The sequence below is a fragment of the Pantoea sp. F_5 genome, from assembly GCF_008631595.1.
In the GTDB taxonomy this organism is placed as follows: Bacteria; Pseudomonadota; Gammaproteobacteria; order Enterobacterales; family Enterobacteriaceae; genus Pantoea; species Pantoea gossypiicola.
Window position 1 is genome coordinate 60,131 of record NZ_VWUO01000017.1, and the last position, 19,002, is coordinate 79,132.

General features: G+C 55.3%; 21 protein-coding genes. 14 read left to right on the forward strand and 7 right to left on the reverse strand.

Translation table 11 applies throughout. The features are described 5' to 3' along the window. Positions 1 to 2: 2 nt before the first annotated feature. Positions 3 to 1,199, reverse strand: coding sequence for a glycine C-acetyltransferase (locus F3I44_RS19120; RefSeq protein WP_150014054.1), 1,197 nt, complete (start codon positions 1,197 to 1,199; stop codon positions 3 to 5). 230 nt (positions 1,200 to 1,429) lie between these two features. Here F3I44_RS19120 and rfaD point away from each other — a divergent pair, with 230 nt between their 5' ends. From rfaD to coaD, 11 genes are all read left to right on the forward strand, one after another. Continuing rightward, positions 1,430 to 2,362, forward strand: a complete 933-nt coding sequence (rfaD, locus tag F3I44_RS19125; protein WP_150013957.1) for an ADP-glyceromanno-heptose 6-epimerase — start codon at positions 1,430 to 1,432, stop codon at positions 2,360 to 2,362. A 17-nt stretch (positions 2,363 to 2,379) separates the two neighbouring features. Beyond that, positions 2,380 to 3,435, forward strand: a complete 1,056-nt coding sequence (rfaF, locus tag F3I44_RS19130; RefSeq protein ID WP_150013954.1) for an ADP-heptose--LPS heptosyltransferase RfaF — start codon at positions 2,380 to 2,382, stop codon at positions 3,433 to 3,435. After that, positions 3,423 to 4,400 carry a lipopolysaccharide heptosyltransferase RfaC gene (rfaC, locus tag F3I44_RS19135; protein WP_150013951.1) on the forward strand — a complete coding sequence of 326 codons (978 nt, stop codon included), beginning with the start codon at positions 3,423 to 3,425 and terminating at the stop codon, positions 4,398 to 4,400. The genes rfaF and rfaC overlap by 13 nt, the downstream gene beginning before the upstream one ends. Further along, positions 4,397 to 5,473 (forward strand): glycosyltransferase family 9 protein, encoded by a 1,077-nt coding sequence (locus F3I44_RS19140; RefSeq protein ID WP_150013948.1) that lies wholly within the window; start codon positions 4,397 to 4,399, stop codon positions 5,471 to 5,473. The genes rfaC and F3I44_RS19140 overlap by 4 nt, the downstream gene beginning before the upstream one ends. Positions 5,474 to 5,482: 9 nt before the next feature. Beyond that, complete coding sequence (locus tag F3I44_RS19145) at positions 5,483 to 6,487, forward strand: glycosyltransferase family 8 protein (RefSeq protein ID WP_150013945.1); 1,005 nt, start codon at positions 5,483 to 5,485, stop codon at positions 6,485 to 6,487. Between the two features lie 268 nt (positions 6,488 to 6,755). After that, positions 6,756 to 7,802: a glycosyltransferase gene (locus F3I44_RS19150; RefSeq protein ID WP_150013942.1), complete on the forward strand. Its 1,047-nt coding sequence runs from the start codon at positions 6,756 to 6,758 to the stop codon at positions 7,800 to 7,802. 73 nt (positions 7,803 to 7,875) lie between these two features. After that, positions 7,876 to 8,952, forward strand: coding sequence for a putative lipopolysaccharide heptosyltransferase III (gene rfaQ / locus F3I44_RS19155; protein WP_150013939.1), 1,077 nt, complete (start codon positions 7,876 to 7,878; stop codon positions 8,950 to 8,952). Then, positions 8,945 to 10,078: a glycosyltransferase family 4 protein gene (locus F3I44_RS19160; RefSeq protein WP_150013936.1), complete on the forward strand. Its 1,134-nt coding sequence runs from the start codon at positions 8,945 to 8,947 to the stop codon at positions 10,076 to 10,078. Before rfaQ ends, F3I44_RS19160 begins: the two co-directional genes overlap by 8 nt. 92 nt (positions 10,079 to 10,170) lie before the next feature. Beyond that, positions 10,171 to 11,445 (forward strand): lipid IV(A) 3-deoxy-D-manno-octulosonic acid transferase, encoded by a 1,275-nt coding sequence (waaA, locus tag F3I44_RS19165; protein WP_150013933.1) that lies wholly within the window; start codon positions 10,171 to 10,173, stop codon positions 11,443 to 11,445. Next, positions 11,445 to 12,221 carry a glycosyltransferase family 2 protein gene (locus F3I44_RS19170; protein WP_150013930.1) on the forward strand — a complete coding sequence of 259 codons (777 nt, stop codon included), beginning with the start codon at positions 11,445 to 11,447 and terminating at the stop codon, positions 12,219 to 12,221. The genes waaA and F3I44_RS19170 overlap by 1 nt, the downstream gene beginning before the upstream one ends. Next, a complete protein-coding gene (gene coaD, locus F3I44_RS19175; protein ID WP_033734511.1) occupies positions 12,218 to 12,697 on the forward strand; it encodes a pantetheine-phosphate adenylyltransferase in 480 nt (159 codons plus the stop codon). Before F3I44_RS19170 ends, coaD begins: the two co-directional genes overlap by 4 nt. On the opposite strand, the gene mutM is transcribed toward coaD, so the two are convergent. The 4 genes from mutM to radC all read right to left on the reverse strand — a co-directional run bounded on the left by mutM (position 12,694) and on the right by radC (position 14,894). Next, the gene (mutM, locus tag F3I44_RS19180; protein ID WP_150013928.1) at positions 12,694 to 13,503 is read right to left on the reverse strand and encodes a bifunctional DNA-formamidopyrimidine glycosylase/DNA-(apurinic or apyrimidinic site) lyase; all 810 of its coding nucleotides are present in this window, start codon (positions 13,501 to 13,503) and stop codon (positions 12,694 to 12,696) included. The genes coaD and mutM overlap by 4 nt on opposite strands. Positions 13,504 to 13,572: 69 nt before the next feature. Continuing rightward, a complete protein-coding gene (gene rpmG / locus F3I44_RS19185; protein WP_001051798.1) occupies positions 13,573 to 13,740 on the reverse strand; it encodes a 50S ribosomal protein L33 in 168 nt (55 codons plus the stop codon). A gap of 19 nt (positions 13,741 to 13,759) precedes the next feature. After that, complete coding sequence (rpmB, locus tag F3I44_RS19190; RefSeq protein WP_013359508.1) at positions 13,760 to 13,996, reverse strand: 50S ribosomal protein L28; 237 nt, start codon at positions 13,994 to 13,996, stop codon at positions 13,760 to 13,762. A gap of 241 nt (positions 13,997 to 14,237) precedes the next feature. Beyond that, complete coding sequence (radC, locus tag F3I44_RS19195) at positions 14,238 to 14,894, reverse strand: DNA repair protein RadC (protein WP_150013925.1); 657 nt, start codon at positions 14,892 to 14,894, stop codon at positions 14,238 to 14,240. A 180-nt stretch (positions 14,895 to 15,074) separates the two neighbouring features. Here radC and coaBC point away from each other — a divergent pair, with 180 nt between their 5' ends. From coaBC to slmA, 3 genes are all read left to right on the forward strand, one after another. Further along, on the forward strand, positions 15,075 to 16,295 hold the full coding sequence (gene coaBC / locus F3I44_RS19200) for a bifunctional phosphopantothenoylcysteine decarboxylase/phosphopantothenate--cysteine ligase CoaBC (RefSeq protein ID WP_150013922.1): 1,221 nt from the start codon (positions 15,075 to 15,077) through the stop codon (positions 16,293 to 16,295). Then, positions 16,273 to 16,731 carry a dUTP diphosphatase gene (gene dut / locus F3I44_RS19205; protein WP_013359511.1) on the forward strand — a complete coding sequence of 153 codons (459 nt, stop codon included), beginning with the start codon at positions 16,273 to 16,275 and terminating at the stop codon, positions 16,729 to 16,731. The genes coaBC and dut overlap by 23 nt, the downstream gene beginning before the upstream one ends. A 119-nt stretch (positions 16,732 to 16,850) precedes the next feature. Beyond that, entirely contained in the window at positions 16,851 to 17,447 is a 597-nt protein-coding gene (slmA, locus tag F3I44_RS19210) for a nucleoid occlusion factor SlmA (protein WP_150013919.1), read from the forward strand. Positions 17,448 to 17,482: 35 nt separating this feature from the next. Here the strand turns inward: slmA and pyrE are convergent, their stop codons facing one another. After that, positions 17,483 to 18,124 (reverse strand): orotate phosphoribosyltransferase, encoded by a 642-nt coding sequence (gene pyrE / locus F3I44_RS19215; RefSeq protein ID WP_003851333.1) that lies wholly within the window; start codon positions 18,122 to 18,124, stop codon positions 17,483 to 17,485. A gap of 49 nt (positions 18,125 to 18,173) precedes the next feature. Beyond that, positions 18,174 to 18,890, reverse strand: coding sequence for a ribonuclease PH (gene rph, locus F3I44_RS19220; RefSeq protein WP_003851334.1), 717 nt, complete (start codon positions 18,888 to 18,890; stop codon positions 18,174 to 18,176). Between the last annotated feature and the right edge of the window lie 112 nt (positions 18,891 to 19,002).

The window sequence follows — 19,002 nt, forward strand, 5'->3', positions numbered from 1 at the left end:
CCTCAGGCGATGACGCCCAGTTGTTTGCCGATGCGGGTAAAGGCCGCCACCGCACGTTCCAGCTGTTGCTGGGTGTGCGCCGCAGAGATCTGGGTGCGAATGCGTGCCTGACCTTTTGGCACCACCGGATAGAAGAAGCCAGTCACATAGATGCCTTCCAGTTGCAGTCGGCGGGCAAACTCCTGGGCGACGCTGGCTTCTCCCAGCATCACCGGGATAATGGCGTGATCGGCCCCGGCCAGCGTAAAGCCCGCCGCCGTCATCTGCTCGCGGAAATAACGGGCGTTGTCCCACAGACGCTGACGCAGTCCGTCGCCTTCACTGAGCAGATCCAGCACCCGCAGCGAGGCGGCCACAATGGCCGGAGCCAGCGAGTTAGAGAACAGATAGGGACGGGAACGCTGGCGTAACCACTCCACGACCTCGGCTTTTGCTGCGGTATAGCCACCTGATGCGCCGCCAAGCGCTTTACCCAGCGTGCCTGTAATGATGTCTACCCGGCCCATGACGTCACAATATTCATGGGTGCCGCGTCCGGTGTTCCCGACAAAGCCCACCGCATGGGAATCATCCACCATCACCAGCGCGGAGAACTCATCAGCCAGATCGCAAATGGCTGACAGATTCGCAATCACCCCATCCATTGAGAAGACACCATCGGTGGCAATCAGAATATGACGGGCACCTTTATTGCGCGCTTCCTGTAAACAGGCACGCAGCTGCGCCATATCGTTATTGCCATAGCGATAACGCTGCGCTTTGCACAGCCGAACGCCGTCGATAATTGAGGCATGATTCAGCGCATCCGAGATAACGGCATCCTGCGCATCGAGCAGGGTTTCAAACAGGCCGCCGTTCGCATCGAAACAGGAGGAGTAGAGAATGGCATCCTCCATGCCGAGAAACTCAGCCAGCCGCTTTTCCAGCTGTTTATGGCTGTCCTGCGTGCCGCAGATAAAGCGCACCGACGCCATGCCGAAACCATGCGAATCCATCCCCTCTTTCGCCGCCTGAATCAGCGCCGGATGGTTCGCTAAACCCAGGTAGTTATTGGCGCAGAAGTTAATCACTGCCGGCTCGCTGCCAACCGCGATCTCCGTCTGCTGGGCAGAGGTAATGATCCGCTCCTGTTTAAACAGTCCTTCCTGACGTGCATCATCAAGTTGCTGACGAAGTTGTTGATAAAATTGCGCAGGCATCATTGCTCTCCTCAGATGGCAAAAATCTGGCATATCTTACTGAACAGGCCGCTTCTTCACGATAAATCGCCCAACAGAATGTCATTTTTGCAGCATAGTTCACGCCGCGACGATGTACGCACAACGCGTTACAGAGTCATCTGGCTGTCTGCACTCTGATGAAATGTTATGATGTGAGGTATTCGTGTGTGAAACCTCCTGTTTCACCCCACAACGTTGAAGGTAACAACATGATTATCGTAACTGGCGGCGCAGGAATGATTGGCAGCAACATCGTCAAAGCGCTGAACGATCGCGTTCACACCGACATTCTGGTGGTGGATAATCTGAAGGATGGCACTAAGTTTGCCAATTTAGTCGACCTGGATATCGTCGATTATATGGACAAAGAAGAGTTTCTGATGAGCGTGATCGCGGGCGACGATTTAGGCCCGATTGAAGCGGTATTCCATCAGGGTGCCTGCTCCTCCACGACCGAGTGGGATGGCAAGTACATGATGGAGAACAACTATCAGTACTCCAAAGAGCTGCTGCACTACTGCCTGGAGCGCGAGATCCCGTTCCTTTACGCCTCTTCAGCTGCGACCTACGGCGGACGCAACGAGAATTTCATCGAAGAGCGCCAGTATGAGCAGCCGCTGAATGTGTATGGCTACTCCAAAATGCTGTTCGACCACTACGTGCGTCAGATGCTGCCGGAAGCGAACTCGCCAGTGTGTGGCTTCCGCTACTTCAACGTCTATGGGCCACGTGAAGGCCACAAAGGCAGCATGGCAAGCGTGGCGTTTCATCTGAACACCCAGATTAGCAACGATGAAAATCCAAAACTGTTTGAAGGCAGTGACGGCTTTAAGCGCGATTTCATCCACGTTGATGATGTGGCAGCAGTGAACCTGTGGTGCTGGGAAAACGGCGTCTCCGGGATCTACAACTGCGGCACAGGCCGCGCCGAATCGTTCCAGGAAGTGGCTGATGCGGTTCTGAAATTCCATCAGAAAGGTCAGATCGAGTACATCCCGTTCCCGGAAAAACTCAAAGGACGCTATCAGGCCTATACCCAGGCCGATCTCACTAAACTGCGTGCTGCCGGTTACGACAAGCCATTTAAAACGGTGGCGCAGGGTGTCGCTGAATATATGGTCTGGCTGAACCGCAACGCATAAAGGAAGCTGCTCCGGCGATGAAAATTCTGGTAATCGGCCCGTCGTGGGTCGGCGATATGATGATGTCGCAAAGTCTCTATCGCACACTCAAGGCCGAACATCCGGATGCAGTGATTGATGTGATGGCACCCGCGTGGTGCCGCCCATTACTGTCACGCATGCCGGAGGTGAATCAGGCGCTGGCGATGCCGCTCGGGCATGGCGCACTGGAGATTGGTGAGCGTCGCCGGTTGGGAAAAGTACTGCGCGCCAGTCACTACGACCGTGCTTATGTGCTGCCTAACTCCTTTAAGTCGGCGCTGGTTCCCTTCTTTGCCGGAATAAAACGCCGCGTCGGCTGGCGAGGTGAAATGCGCTATGGCCTGCTGAACGATTTACGGGTGCTGGATAAAGCCGCGTTTCCACTCATGGTTGAGCGCTACGTTGCGCTGGGCTATGACACCCCTGTTACCTCGGCGGCGCAGCTGCCACAGCCGCTGTTGTGGCCAAAATTGCAGGTTGAAGAGCAGGAAAAGATTGAAACCGCCGCACAGTTTCAGCTCGCAGCGACTCGTCCGATCATCGGTTTTTGTCCGGGCGCTGAATTTGGGCCCGCCAAGCGCTGGCCGCACTATCACTATGCCACGCTGGCCCGTCAGCTGATTGCTGACGGCTTCCAGATTGTGCTGTTTGGCTCCGCCAAAGATCGTCCGACCGGCGACGAGATTATCGCTGCTCTGCCAGAGGATGCACGCGGCCACTGCCGTAATCTGGCCGGTGAAACCCAACTGGAACAGGCAGTGATTCTGCTGGCGCAATGCCGCGCCGTGGTCAGCAACGACTCCGGCCTGATGCATATCGCTGCGGCGCTGGACCGTCCGCTGGTGGCGCTCTATGGGCCGAGTAGCCCTGACTTTACGCCGCCGCTTGCAAAACAGGCGCGTATTATTCGCCTGATTACCGGCTATCACAAAGTGCGTAAAGGCGATGCCGACCAGGGCTATCACCAGAGCCTGATCGACATTCAGCCTGAGCGCGTACATCAGACGCTGAGCGAACTGCTCGCACCACAGGAGGTGCCATGCACGTCCTGATTGTTAAAACCTCTTCAATGGGCGATGTGCTGCATTCACTGCCGGCACTGACCGATGCGATGCATGCTATCCCCGGCATCCGTTTCGACTGGGTGGTGGAAGAGAACTTCGCGCAGATCCCTGGCTGGCATCCTGCGGTCGATAAGGTGTTACCGGTTGCAATCCGCCGCTGGCGCAAACACTGGTTTGGCAGTCAGCAGCGTGAAGAGCGTGTGCTGTTTAAGCGCGCGTTACAGTCGCGTGAGTACGATGTCGTCATTGATGCGCAGGGACTGATCAAAAGTGCCGCGCTGGTTACCCGCTTATCGAAAGGGTTAAAGCACGGTCAGGACAGCCGCAGCGCGCGTGAGCCGTTTGCCAGCTGGTGGTATGACGTCCGCCATGAAGTCAGTAAGCAACAACATGCGGTTGAGCGGACGCGCGAACTGTTCGCTAAAAGCCTGGGCTATGAAAAGCCGCAAAACCAGGGTGACTACGCGATTGCCGGACACTTTCTGCATCATCTGCCCGCTGACGCACATCATTACCTGGTCTTTCTGCATGCCACGACGCGTGACAACAAGCACTGGCCGGAATCCCACTGGCGACAGCTGATCGAGCAGATGAAGCCCGGCGGGCTGCGGGTGAAGCTGCCCTGGGGTGCTGAACACGAGCATCAACGCGCACTGCGGCTTGCAGAGGGCTTTGAGCATGTTGAGGTGCTGCCTAAGCTCACGCTGGAGGCGATAGCCCAACAGCTGGCGGGCGCACGGGCGGTGGTCTCGGTAGATACCGGATTAAGTCACCTGACGGCGGCGCTGGATCGTCCCAACCTCACGCTGTATGGCCCGACCGATCCTGGTTTGATTGGCGGTTACGGGCAGAACCAACAGGCACTGAGCGCCCCGAATCATAATCTGGCGGAGCTGACTGCTGACACGGTGGCAGAAAAACTGCGGGCCGTTATTACGGAAAATACGCCATGAACTATGTGCTGATCTATCTGCTGCTTCTGCCTTTCCGGGCCATAATGCGGCTATTTTACCGGCCAACCGGACGCAGCTTAATCATCCAGACGGCGAAGATTGGTGATTTTATCAATATTACACCCATGCTGCGCGCCCTGGGTCAGTCTGAGCTGCTGATCAGCAAAGCAGTGGAGCCGCTGGTACGTCATGATGACACGGTCAGCCGCTATTTTCTGATTGAAGACGCAAAGCGCAGCTTTTTTGCCAAACTGAAGCTCGCGTTCACCCTGATGAACCGCTATGACAACGTCTATCTGGTGCAGCCTAACAGCGTAAACCTGTTCTTTGCCGCGTTATGCAACGCACCGAATAAGCAGTTTCTGCGCACCTATGTGCGTAAGTCTTACCATAAGACGTTCTATCGCAGCGCCAGCGGCATTGTTGATCACACTAAGACAGATTTGACGCTCGACAGTTACCTGAAGCTGATTAACCGCGACTATCGCTACACCGATTTCCCTAAACACGCGACCTCGCCGCTCTGGGAGCCGCCCGTGCCGCCCGCTGCACTGCGTAATCCGCACAGCGGCATTAAAATAGGTATCAGCATTTCTGCCGGTAATCGGGCCAAAACTATTCCTGCCAGCATCTGGCAGCAGCTGATGGCATCACTGGCTGACCTGCCCTGCACCTTTTATGTGTTTGGTCCGCCATCTGAGCAGCCGTGGCTGGATGAGTTATTGAGTCTGACCGGCCCAAAAGAGAATATTGTCAGTCTGATTGGTGAACTAAAGCTGGAAGAGGTTCCGTGGGCCATTTCGCAGATGGATTTCTATATCGCCTCTGACTCTGGCAATGCGTATATTGCGGATGCCCAACAGATACCCGTGATCATGCTTTACGGGCCGTGTGAAGTCAGGGAGCAGCGTCCGGTCAATAACGTCTTATTTATCGGACCGGATAATATTGACGCTTCGACGTTCGTTTTTGCCACCCGTTTTAAGTTTGATCAGCCTGCTGAAAAATTATTCGGGCTGGATCACGATAAACTGACTAGAATACAAACGTTTATTACTCATAATCTGGAATAGTAAAGCGTAATGGCAATTACCCCTCTTGCTGATGCCGTTCAGCAAAGTCAGCTGCTGGTCAACACGCTTGCTGACACGGATGATAATCAGGTTCACGTTGCGTTTGGCATCAACCACGCCTATGCGCGTGGCCTGGGCATTACGCTGTTTTCACTTCTCCATCATCATCCTGATACCGCTTTCCACGCCCATATTTTCTCAGATTCACTACGCGACGAAGATGTAGAAAAATTGCGCTCGCTGGCCACAGGCCACCGTCTGGCGATTACGTTGCATATTTTTAACAGTGCCTGGGTTGATCAGTTGCCTGCAGTGGGCCGCTATCCTAAAAGCATCCACTACCGCTTCCTGATCCCTGAAACGGTAGCGAACTATAGCGATCGGGTGATCTATATTGATGCAGATACCCTGGTGGTGGGCGATTACTCTCCTCTGTTCGCCCTGAATATCACGGATTACACGCTGGCGGCCTGTAACGACACACCACGTGCGCGGCAGAACCAGTGCGCAAGGCTGGGGCTGAAGCATCATCACTACTTCAATTCCGGCTTTATGCTGATCAATATTCCACGCTGGCTCGAAAGGCAGACTACCGCGCGCATTACCGACGTGCTGGTGACGCAGGGCGCAGAGTTTGGTTTTCCCGATCAGGATGCGCTGAATATTGTGCTGGAGAATGAGATTCTGATTCTGCCGGACCGCTATAACCATATTTACGACATCATCGCCAATAAAGTCTGGGATCACTCTGGTGTACCAGATGAAACCGTCATGATTCACTACACCGGTAAATGCAAACCCTGGCATGCATGGGCCGGCAGCGATCTTTCACAGCTCTACTATCGCTATTACCATCAGTCACCCTGGGCTTCACAACCGCTTGATACGCCCAGACATTATAAAGAGATGAAGCGATTCGCCCGTATAAAGTGGCATCAGAAACAGTATGCCGAAAGCATGAGCTGGATGATGAAGTATGTCAGTCTCAAGTTTTTTAAACAGAGCGAGCAGTAGCGCACTCAGATTTATCAGGTTGATGCAGGCGCTGTTATTTCAGCGCCTGACTTTCCCGTCACTTCTCCCGCCTGCGGTTTGCTACGATCTCTTATAAAAAAGACGCTGAATGAGCATCGGCATAATAATCGGTTTACCTGCCCGCCTACTTTGCGTAAAAAAAGCGCATATAACGCATTATTACTGGCGGGCGTGGTTTTTAGTAAAGCAGGAAGGCCACACCGCCTTATAATCGTGAACTTCCTGATTCCACTCTGCTGATTTGGAAATGATTTATGACGAGGCAACGCCCTTTCACAGTGAATTCAATGCGGGTGCAGATAGCGTGATGAGTACTTCTCCTTTGCTGAGTATCATTACGCCGATGTTCAATGCGGGCAGCATGTTTGATGAGTTCATGCAGGCACTGCTGGCGCAGACGCTGACCTCGCTGGAGATCATCATTGTCGATGACGGTTCAACCGACGGCTCAGGTGAGCGCGCTGACCAGTATGCACAGCAGCACTCTCATATTCGTGTGATTCATCAGGAAAACGGCGGCGTGTCGCGCGCCCGTAACGCGGGTCTGGCGATTGCCCACGGGAAATATGTCACCTTTCCGGATGCAGATGACACCATGCAGCCCGATATGTATCAGACGCTGGTGACGATGGCAGAAGCGGACAATCTGGATGCCGCACAGTGCAACGCCGAGTGGTTCTTTAAACACAGTCAGCGGGTAAAACCGTTGATTCCGCTGGACCGCCTGCGCAGCACTCCGGTGCTGAGCGGTGCCGACTGGCTCAATACCGCGCTGAAAACGCATCGTTATATGCATGTGGTCTGGCTTGGCATCTATCGCCGGGAACTGATCGAGCAGCATCAGTTGCAGTTTGAGCCGGGCCTGCATCATCAGGATATTCCCTGGACCACCGAGTTTATGCTGCTGGCAAAACGCGTGCGTTATACCGAAGCAGTGCTCTATCGCTACTATATGCACGACGCTTCAATCAGCAACCGCAAACGTACCGGCGAGCGTAACGTTGAATATCAGCGTCACTACCTGAAGATTGCGCGGCTGCTGGAGGAGCTCAACACCCGCTATCGTGACCGTGTGAAAATCTACCCATCATTTCACTATCAGGTAACCCATGAAGCGCTGAGCGTTTGTCACAGTGTCAGGCGTGAACCTGAGGCCCGCGCACGTCAGGCGATCATTGCCGATCTTTTCACGACCGGGACGCACCTGCGCATGCTACGGAATGCCCGGGGAATTAAGCAGTGGTATCAGCTGCTGTTATGGCTGGCGCGGCTCTATCGCTGGCGTGATAAATAACCTTTGAGGCTGGCTTTATCCTAAAAAGGGTTTGCCCTACAATCGGTTCACTGAATTCTGAGAACTCCTGTTTATGGCCAGCCTGACTCCAGCAAACATCTCTCCAAAAAATATATTACTGATTAAGCTGCGCCACCATGGTGACATGCTGCTCACAACGCCCGCCATTAATGCGCTTCGTCAGCGTTACCCGCAGGCCAGCATTGACGTATTGCTCTATCAGGAAACGCGTCCGATGCTGGAAGCGCATCCGGCCATCCGCCATTTGCACGTCATCGATCGCAAATGGAAACAGGAGGGAACCTGGCGCAAGCTGGGCCATGAGCGTGCATTAATTCGCGCCATACGTGACGCGCATTATGATCTGGTGATTAACCTGGCCGATCAGTGGCGCGCTGCCCTGATTACGCGGTTGTCCGGGGCACAAGTTCGTATCGGTTTCGCATTCAAAAAACGCGATAACGCCCTGTGGCGCTGGTGTCACAACCGGCTGGTCCCCACACACAATCACAGCAAACTGCATACCGTTGAACAGAATATGTCGGCGCTGGCCCCCCTCGGCATCAGCAGCGATGGCGCACGTGTCTCCATGCATTACAGCAACGCTGATCGGCAAATCGTGCTGGCCCGACTGGCGGAACATCATATTACCGCGCCCTATATTGTGGTGCAGCCGACCTCACGCTGGAGCTTTAAATGCTGGGAAGAAGAGAGCGTTGCGGCCACACTTGATCAGCTGGCGCAACCGGGCCGCAAAGTGGTGCTGACCGCCGGGCCGGACAAGCAGGAGCTGGCGATGATTAACCGCATTCGCGCGCGCTGTGCGTCGCCTGACGTGGTTTCGCTGGCGGGTCAGTTCACGCTACCGCAGCTGGCGGCATTGATCGATCATGCCCGGCTATTTATTGGTGTCGACTCTGCGCCAATGCATATGGCTGCCGCGCTTGATACGCCCTGTATCGCACTTTTTGGCCCGACCAAGCTGCAGCACTGGCGGCCCTGGGGGAACAACAACCATGTCATCTGGGCGGGCGATTATGGCCCGCTGCCCTCACCCGATTCCATCGACACCAAAACTGACCAGCGTTATCTCTCGGCCATTCCGGTAAAGGATGTGGTCGCGGCAGCGAGGAACTACCTGAATGAGTAAGTTACGGCTGGCCATTGTCCGGCAGAAATATCGTCCGGATGGCGGTGCTGAACGTTTTATCTCACGCGCCCTAGAAGCGCTGGGCAGCGAAAAGCTCGATCTCAACATCATTACCCGCAGCTGGCAGGGCACGCCCAATCCAGACTGGCATCTGCATATCTGTAATCCGGCAAAGCTGGGCAGGGTTTCCCGCGAGCGCGGCTTTGCCCGTGCCGCACGTGCCTGCTGGGAGCGAGAAAAGTTCGATATTGTACAAAGCCATGAGCGCATCGCCGGCTGTGACATTTTCCGTGCGGGTGATGGCGTGCATCGTGTTTGGCTGGAACAGCGCGCCCGTATTGTCTCATCGTGGCAGCGGATGAGTGCTACATTCAGTCCTTATCACCGCTATGTTCTGCAGGCGGAAGCGGAAATGTTTAACTCTCCGACGCTGAAAGCGGTGATCTGTAATTCAGAGATGGTAAAGCGCGATATCCTGCGCTGTTTCGCGCTCGACGCCGGAAAAATCCATGTTATTCATAATGCTATCGATGCCAGTCGTTTCCAGCCCGCTACAGAAACAGCACGTCGCGCCACCCGCCAGCAGCTGTCACTGCCCGATGCCGCTACAGTACTGATCTATGTTGGCTCCGGCTTTGAGCGTAAAGGGCTGAAAGCGGCGATACAGGCGCTGGCTGCCAGCGATCGTTATCTGATTGTGGTGGGCCAGGATAAACAATTACAACGTTACCAGCAGCTGGCAAACCAGCTTCACTGCCTGGACCGCCTGCGCTTTGTCGGCGTACAGCAGGATGTGCAGCCGTTCTATCACGCGGCGGATGGCTTGTTACTGCCCACACTCTATGACCCCTTTCCGAATGTGGTGCTGGAGGCAATGGCCTGCGGCTTACCGGTGATAACAAGCACCGGTTGCGGTGGCGCAGAATTTATTACCGCTGGTCAGGAAGGCTTCGTCTGTGATGCCCTGGATATCAATGGGTTAAACCAGGCGATTAATGCAATACCGGCGCTTTCTGTCGATTCACGAATGGGTGACGCGGCGCGACGTAAAATTGAGCCTTATGGTCCACAACAGCTGGCGCAGGCGCTGACTTCGCTTTATCAACAGGTATTGAGTACCAACTGACAATCCGGGATGAGTGCATGCGGGGTTTCTGATAACATGCCGCCATCTCATTTTAATCTGTTTTTAGACGCGAACCTGTTGTAACGGTAACTATGACGACCATTTACACCGCATTGCTCTACTTCATTCAGCCACTGATCTGGCTGCGCCTGTGGCTGCGCGGTCGTAAAGCGCCTGCCTATCGCAAACGCTGGGCAGAACGCTATGGTTATTGCGTCGGCAAAGTAAAGCCCGACGGCATTGTGCTGCATTCGGTCTCTGTAGGTGAAACTCTGGCCGCGATTCCGCTGGTGCGCGCGCTGCGTCATCGTTATCCGACCCTGCCGATTACCGTCACCACCATGACGCCGACCGGCTCTGAGCGGGCGCAATCTGCGTTTGGCAAAGATGTGCATCACGTCTATCTGCCTTATGATCTGCCAGGTTCGATTAATCGTTTTCTGGATACGGTTAATCCACGGCTGGTGATCATCATGGAAACGGAGCTGTGGCCGAACATTATCCGCATTCTGCACCAGCGTAACATTCCGCTGGTTATCGCCAATGCCCGCCTCTCGGCCCGCTCCGCCAAAGGCTATCGCAAGCTGGGTAAATTTATGCGCCAGCTGTTGCAGAGCATCACGCTGATTGCGGCGCAGAACACGGAAGATGGCGACCGCTTCCTGAGTCTGGGCCTGAAACGTTCACAACTGGCGATTACCGGCAGCCTGAAGTTTGATATTTCCGTCACGCCAGAGCTGGCCGCCAGAGCGGTAACGCTGCGTCGCCAGTGGGCACCGCGTCGCCCGGTGTGGATCGCCACCAGCACGCACGAAGGCGAAGAGGTCATCGTGCTGGATACCCATCGTCGCCTGCTGCAGACGTTTCCGGATCTGCTGCTGATTCTGGTTCCCCGCCATCCTGAACGTTTTAACGATGCGCGCGAGCTAACGCAGGAACGCGGCTTCAGCTTTATCCTGCGCAGCAGCGGTGAGATCCCATCCGGTTCCACGCAGGTGGTCATCGGCGACTCAATGGGTGAACTGATGCTGCTTTACGGTATCGCCGATCTGGCGTTTGTCGGCGGCAGCCTGGTTGAGCGGGGCGGACACAACCCGCTGGAACCTGCTGCCCATGCGCTTCCGGTCCTGATGGGACCACACATCTGGAACTTCAAAGATATCTGCAGTAAGTTGCAGGAAGGCCAGGGTCTGATCACCGTCACCGACGTGATTTCGCTGGAAAAAGAGGTCACCAACCTGTTGCAGGATGATGATTACCGCCGTTATTACGGACGCCATGCGGTAGACGTACTGCACCAGAACCAGGGTGCGCTTCAGCGTCTGCTACAGTTACTCGAACCGCATCTGCCACCACGGGCCCACTAATGTCAGCACGCCAGCGTCTTTCTGTGGTGATGATCGCCAAAAATGAAGCGGAGCTGCTGCCGGATTGTCTGGCTTCAGTCAGCTGGGCCGACGAAATTATTGTGCTGGATTCTGGCAGCAGTGACGACAGTGTTGAGATCGCCACGCAAGCCGGAGCGCAGGTCTATCAAAGTGATGACTGGCAGGGCTATGGCATCCAGCGCCAGCGTGCGCAACACTATGCCACCGGCGATATGATTCTGATGATCGATGCGGATGAGCGCGTTTCACCCGAACTGCGCGCCGCGATTGAGCAGGTGCTGGTCGCCCCACCCAGCCGCACTGTTTACAGCCTGGGCCGCAGTAATCTGTTCCTCGGCCGCTTTATGCGCCACAGTGGCTGGTATCCCGATCGCGTGATGCGCCTCTATCCACGCACCTTCCGTTACAATGATAATCTGGTGCATGAATCACTGCAGAGTGACGGCGCACCGGTGGTGGCGTTGCCTGGCGATCTGGAACATCTGACCTGCCGCGATTTAATCGCCTTTCAGCGCAAGCAACTGGCCTATGCCGAAGCCTGGGCCACGGAACGTCACCAGCGCGGTAAGCGTTGCGGTCTCTTTTCGGTGTTCAGCCATACGCTTGGCGCGTTTGTTAAAACGTTGCTGCTGCGTGCCGGTTTTCTCGACGGCAAACAGGGCTGGATTCTGGCGGTAGTCAACGCGCAATATACCTTCAATAAATATTCAGCCCTCTGGGCGCTGAATCACGCTGCGAAAAAAGGGCGAGTATGACCACTAAAGCCATCTATCCCGGTACGTTTGATCCTGTAACGCTTGGTCATCTCGACATCGTGACGCGGGCAGCGCAGATGTTTGATCAGGTGATTCTGGCCATTGCTGCCAGCCCCAGTAAAAAACCAATGTTCAGCCTGGATGAGCGCGTGGCGCTGGCCGGTCAGGTGGTGGCGCATCTGCCGAACGTTGAGGTGGTCGGCTTCAGCGACCTGATGGCAAATTTCGCCCGTGACCAGCAGGCGAATGTGCTGGTCCGTGGATTGCGTGCGGTATCAGACTTTGAATATGAAATGCAGCTGGCGCAGATGAATCGTCACCTGCTGCCAACGCTGGAGAGTGTGTTCCTGATGCCGTCTGAAGGCTTCTCGTTTATCTCCTCTTCGCTGGTCAAAGAGGTGGCGCGTCATAGCGGCGATGTTTCCGCCTTTCTGCCCGCGCCCGTGCATCAGGCACTGCTGGCTAAACTGGCTTAATGTTGGCAGTTGGGGCACCAATAGGTGCTGCGCTGCCCATGTCTGCCGCTGATAATCGGCGTACCGCATGCGCGGCAGGGTTCACCGGCGCGGCCATAAACCTGCAGCTGCTGGGCAAAATAGCCTGGCTTGCCGTCGGTCTGTAAGAAGTCTCGCAGCGTAGTACCGCCCTGCTCAATTGAACGTAACAGCACCGCTTTAATGGTGTTGACCAGCAGCTCCGCTTCAGCCTGCGACAGACTTCCTGCGGCACGATCGGGAAGGATCCCGGCGGTAAACAGTGACTCACTGGCGTAAATGTTGCCTACGCCCACCACCACTTTGTTATCCATCAGCCACTGCTTGATGAGCGTGCGTTTGCCACGCGATTTATCAAACAGGTAAGCGCCGTCAAACTGGTCGCTAAGCGGCTCAGGTCCGAGATGCGCCAGCACGCTGCTGCCCGCCAGATCGCTGCTCCAGAGCCAGGCACCAAAGCGGCGCGGGTCGGTGTAGCGCAGCACTTTGCCGTTACTCATGACCAAATCAACATGGTCATGTTTAGCCGCTGGCAGCTCTTCGGATAGCACACGCAGGCTGCCCGACATACCCAGGTGGATAATGACCCAGCCATGCGGCAGTTCCAGCAGCAGATATTTCGCCCGGCGCTGTACGCTGAGCACCGGCTGATCGCTTAGCGCCAGGATTTCCTGCGAAACAGGCCAGCGCAAACGTGAATTACGTACCACAGCGTGAAGAATGGTTTCACCAACCAAATGCGGCTCGATACCGCGGCGGCTGGTCTCAACCTCTGGCAACTCTGGCATACCCTCTCCTCAGCGTTTTACACAAACAAAAAACCCGGCCGGAGCCGGGTTTTTAGCAGAACACTAAAATTACTTAATTTTAGCTTCTTTGTAGATCACATGCTGACGTACAACCGGATCGAACTTTTTCAGTTCCAGCTTCTCTGGTTTAGTACGTTTGTTCTTCGTGGTGGTATAGAAGTGACCTGTACCAGCAGAGGAAACCAGCTTGATCTTCTCACGAATACCTTTAGCCATGATTCAGTTCCTTAGTACCTTAGTACTTCTCACCACGGGCACGCATGTCGGATAAAACCGTATCAATGCCCTTTTTATCAATAATGCGCATACCTTTAACAGATACACGCAGAGTAACGAAGCGCTTCTCGCTCTCAACCCAAAAACGGTGTGAGTGCAGGTTCGGAAGGAAACGGCGTTTCGTCGCGTTCATTGCGTGGGAACGGTTGTTACCCGTTACCGGACGCTTTCCAGTTACCTGGCAGACTCGTGACATGTCTATATCTCCAAAAATCAAATCAGCTCGAGCTTTAAAAATTAGGTTTTGGCCGCCTCGTCAGGCTTGCAGCCCGCCAGGCGAGTTCCATGGAACCCGCTAAGCTGGCCTAACCGCCAAACCCGAGATTCTCAAAGGTGGCGTAGTATACGCCGCTCAGCCCAAGTGCTCAAGTCCCGAACAGATAAAGATCCCGAATGATCGGGCAAAAAGCCGCCACCTGGCGCGAAATTTCCCTGAATCAGAGCCATCCCCGCTCAGCAAAGGAGACATATTCGCCATGGCCAATCACCAGATGATCGAGCAGACGGATGTCGAGTAGCTGACAGGCTTCGCTGACTTTATGGGTCACTTCACGGTCTGCACGGCTCGGTTCCGCCATCCCCGAGGGATGATTATGCGCCAGTATCAGGGCGGCTGCGTTGAGCTTCAGCGCTTCCCGGACGATCTCGCGAGGGTGCACTTCCACGCTATTAATGGAGCCAGAGAACATATTCTGTGCCCGTAGCACCCGATGCTGATTATCCAGAAACAGGGCCATAAAGATCTCCCGCTCCTGGTGGGCTAACAGGCTTTGCAGATACTGGCGCGTAATCTGTGGATTTTCCATCACGCTTTCTCGCGCCAGCTTACTGGCGAAAAAGCGCTTCGCCAGTTCGGCAATCGCGTGCAGTTGCGCCAGCTTGGCATCGCCGACACCTTTAATTTTGCATAATGCCGCTTTGTCTGACGTCATGAGCTGATAAAGCGAGCCAAATCCCTCCAGCATCTGCCCGGCCAGTTCAAGGACGTTCTGCCCTGGCGAGCCGGTGCGGAGAAAGATGGCCAGCAGTTCGGTATCGCTGAGCGAATGCGCACCCAGTTTCTGCAGTTTTTCCCGTGGTCCCTTGATTTTCATCGTTGCTCTCCCTGAGATGAGTTTAAGAGTGGCCCATCCTGAAGCATGCCGCTATCAGTGGCGTATCAATCTTCGAGACGGCTCGCAAACGCAGTTGGTGAAAAGGCGCGTCCACGCTTTTATGATAAAGTCCGTGCATTCGCCGCCGCGGGCGGCAGAGAGCTTAGTGAGGCCAACATCATGATGGGATTAGCCGGCAAAAAAATTCTTCTTGGCGTGAGCGGCGGTATCGCCGCTTATAAAGCACCTGAGCTGGTGCGTCGCCTGCGCGACCGCGGCGCTGATGTCCGCGTAATGATGACGGAGGGGGCAAAGGCCTTTATTACTCCGCTCAGCCTGCAGGCCGTTTCAGGCTATCCGGTGTTTGACGATCTGCTTGATCCGGCAGCGGAAGCCGCGATGGGTCATATTGAACTGGCAAAGTGGGCCGATCTGATTGTTTTGGCACCGGCCACTGCCGACCTGATTGCCCGTATAGCTGCCGGTATGGCAAACGATCTGGTGACCACGGCTGTATTAGCGACGGCCTCACCCGTGGCGGTGGTGCCCGCTATGAATCAGCAGATGTATCGTGCGGCGGTGACCCAGCACAACCTGCAAACGCTGCATGAGCGTGGCGTGTTGATCTGGGGGCCGGACAGCGGCAGCCAGGCCTGCGGAGACGTCGGGCCGGGACGGATGCTTGATCCGCTGGCGATTGTTGACCATGCGGTGCAGTGGGCTGCACCCGTCAACGATTTGCAACATCTCAACATTATGATAACCGCCGGTCCAACCCGTGAGGCGCTGGACCCGGTACGCTACATCTCGAATCACAGCTCCGGAAAAATGGGCTTTGCGATTGCCGCCGCCGCTGCCAGGCGCGGCGCACAGGTAACGCTGGTCAGTGGTCCGGTCAGCCTGGCGGCGCCAGCGGGTGTGAGACGCGTTGATGTTACCAGTGCGCTGGAGATGCAGGCCGCCGTCATGAGCGAGATAGCTAAACAACATATTTTCATTGCAAGCGCAGCCGTGGCAGACTACCGGGCAGCCGATATTGCGGCCGATAAAATCAAGAAACAGGGCGGCGATGATAACGTCACGCTGAACCTGGTAAAGAATCCCGATATTGTTGCCGGGGTCGCCGCACTTCAGGAAAACCGGCCATTTGTGGTTGGATTTGCTGCTGAAACACAGAATGTGGAAGAATACGCCCGGCAAAAACGGGTGCGCAAGAATCTGGACCTGATCTGCGCTAACGATGTCGCTAAAGCCGGACAGGGATTTAATAGCGACACCAATGCTCTTCACCTTTTTTGGCAGGATGGAGAAAAACGCTTACCGCTCAGCGATAAGTCTCTCCTTGGCCAACAATTAATAGACGAGATTGTCAGCCGTTATGATGAAAAAAATAGACGTTAAAATTCTGGATGCGCGTGTTGGCAAAGAGTTTCCATTGCCGACCTACGCCACTTCAGGTTCCGCTGGGTTAGATTTACGCGCCTGTATTGATGAGGTGCTCGACATCGCACCAGGCACAACAACGCTGGTCCCGACCGGACTGGCGATTCATATCGCCGACCCCGATCTGGCCGCTGTAATCCTGCCGCGCTCAGGCCTTGGCCATAAACACGGCATTGTACTGGGCAACCTGGTCGGGCTGATTGACTCCGACTATCAGGGACAACTGATGGTGTCGGTCTGGAATCGCGGCCAGGAAAGTTTCTCTCTGCAACCCGGCGATCGCATGGCACAACTGGTCTTTGTACCGGTGGTACAGGCGGAATTTAACCTGGTCGACGATTTCGACGCCAGCCTGCGCGGCGAAGGCGGCTTCGGCCACTCAGGTCGCCAGTAACCCGCATTACCGACTTTCACTTACGCCCGTTATTTTTCCTCATCGCCATGGGACGCGTTCCTGTGGCAGATGCGTAGGTGTTGCCTGTTTTTAGGTGAATTTCAGGGGTCTTTAAGGTCATGGCAGAAAAAAAAGTCGCGAAGCGGAACCGTCGCGAAGAGATTTTGCAGGCGCTGGCACAGATGCTGGAGTCGGGTGATGGCAGTCAGCGCATTACCACCGCCAAACTGGCAGCCACGGTAGGCGTTTCCGAAGCGGCGTTGTATCGTCACTTCCCCAGTAAGACACGCATGTTCGATAGCCTGATTGAGTTTATCGAAGACAGTCTGATTACCCGCATCAATCTGATCCTCAAAGATGAAAAAGAGACCATGACGCGCCTGCGTCTGATCGTGCAACTGATTCTGGGATTTGGTGAGCGTAATCCGGGACTGACGCGCATCCTGACCGGTCATGCGCTGATGTTCGAGCAGGACCGGCTGCAGGGACGTATTAATCAACTGTTTGAGCGGATTGAAGTGCAGCTGCGACAGGTGATGCGTGAACGAAAAATGCGTGAGGGCGAAGCTTTTCAGGCTGATGAGGCGTTACTGGCAAGCCAGCTGCTGGCTTTCTGTGAAGGTTTACTGTCGCGCTATGTCCGTTCTGAGTTTCGTTTCAGTCCTACTGCAGACTTTGAAGCTCGCTGGCCGCTGATTGCCGTACAGCTGGTGTAAAGAGTCAAAGAAGGCGGGCATCGCGCCCGCCTCTGTTAAATCCCGTATGCTTTCTGATAGGCACGAACCTGAGCCAGATGATCGGCCATCTCCGGCTTCTCTTCCAGCCAGCTAATCAGGTCGGCCAGTGTGATAATTGCGGTCACTTTGCAGCCATAATCACGTTCGACTTCCTGAATCGCCGACATCTCTCCACGTCCACGCTCCTGACGATCAAGCGACACCAGCACGCCTGCCAGGGTTGCGTTATGCGCACCGATAATATCCATCGACTCACGAATCGCTGTGCCTGCCGTGATCACATCGTCCACCAGCATCACTTTGCCCTGCAGCGGGCTGCCCACCAGCAAGCCACCTTCACCGTGATCTTTGGCTTCTTTGCGGTTGAAGCAGTAAGGCACATCGCGGTCATGATGATCCGCCAGCGCCACCGCCGTGGTGGTCGCAATCGGAATGCCTTTATAGGCCGGACCGAACAGCAGATCGAAGTCGACAGCGCCATCCACCAGCGCCTGCGCGTAGAAGCGTCCCAGCAGCGCTAAATCCCGTCCGCTGTTGAACAGACCGGCATTAAAGAAATAGGGGCTTTTACGCCCTGACTTCAAAGTGAACTCACCGAACTTCAGCACCTGCTTGTTCAGGGCGAATTCAATAAACTGACGCTGCCAGGCTTTCATTTCTCACTCCTCAAATAAAGAAAAGGCGACCCTGAGGTCGCCTGTTACATCAATTTTCCAGCGCTGCTTTCTGCGCCTGAATCAATTCCTCAATGCCGCCGCGTGCCAGCGCCAATAGCGTCAGCAGCTCTTCATGGCTGAACGGTTCGCCCTCGGCAGTGCCCTGCACCTCGATCATGCGACCATCTTCCATCATCACGACGTTCATGTCGGTTTCTGCCGCGGAGTCCTCAACGTACTCCAGATCGCACAGTGCTTCGCCTTTAACGATACCGACTGAAATCGCCGCGACCATGCCCTTCATCGGATTGGCTTTCAGCTTGCCGCTGGCTACCAGCTTGTTCAGCGCATCAGCCAGCGCCACACAGGCACCGGTGATTGAGGCGGTACGGGTGCCGCCATCGGCCTGGATCACGTCGCAGTCGAGCGTGATGGTAAATTCACCCAGCGCTTTAAGATCAACTGCGGCACGCAGTGAACGGGCGATCAGACGCTGAATTTCCAGCGTACGACCACCCTGCTTGCCTTTTGCGGCTTCACGCGCCATACGACTGTGAGTAGAACGCGGCAGCATGCCATATTCAGCCGTGACCCAGCCCTGGCCCTGGCCTTTAAGGAAACGCGGAACCCCTTCGTCTACGGAGGCAGTGCAAAGCACTTTCGTTTCGCCGAATTCCACCAGAACGGAACCCTCTGCGTGTTTGGTGTAATTGCGGGTCAATGTGACTGGACGCACCTGTTGTGCGCTACGGCCTGCTGGACGCATGGGTATTCTCCGGCTTGCTAATGATTGGCTGCGCATTATACGGACTTCCTTGCCCGCTGTCTCTTGCGCCGGTCTGGCGCAGGCATCAGATGAAATTCCCTGCCAGCTGTGG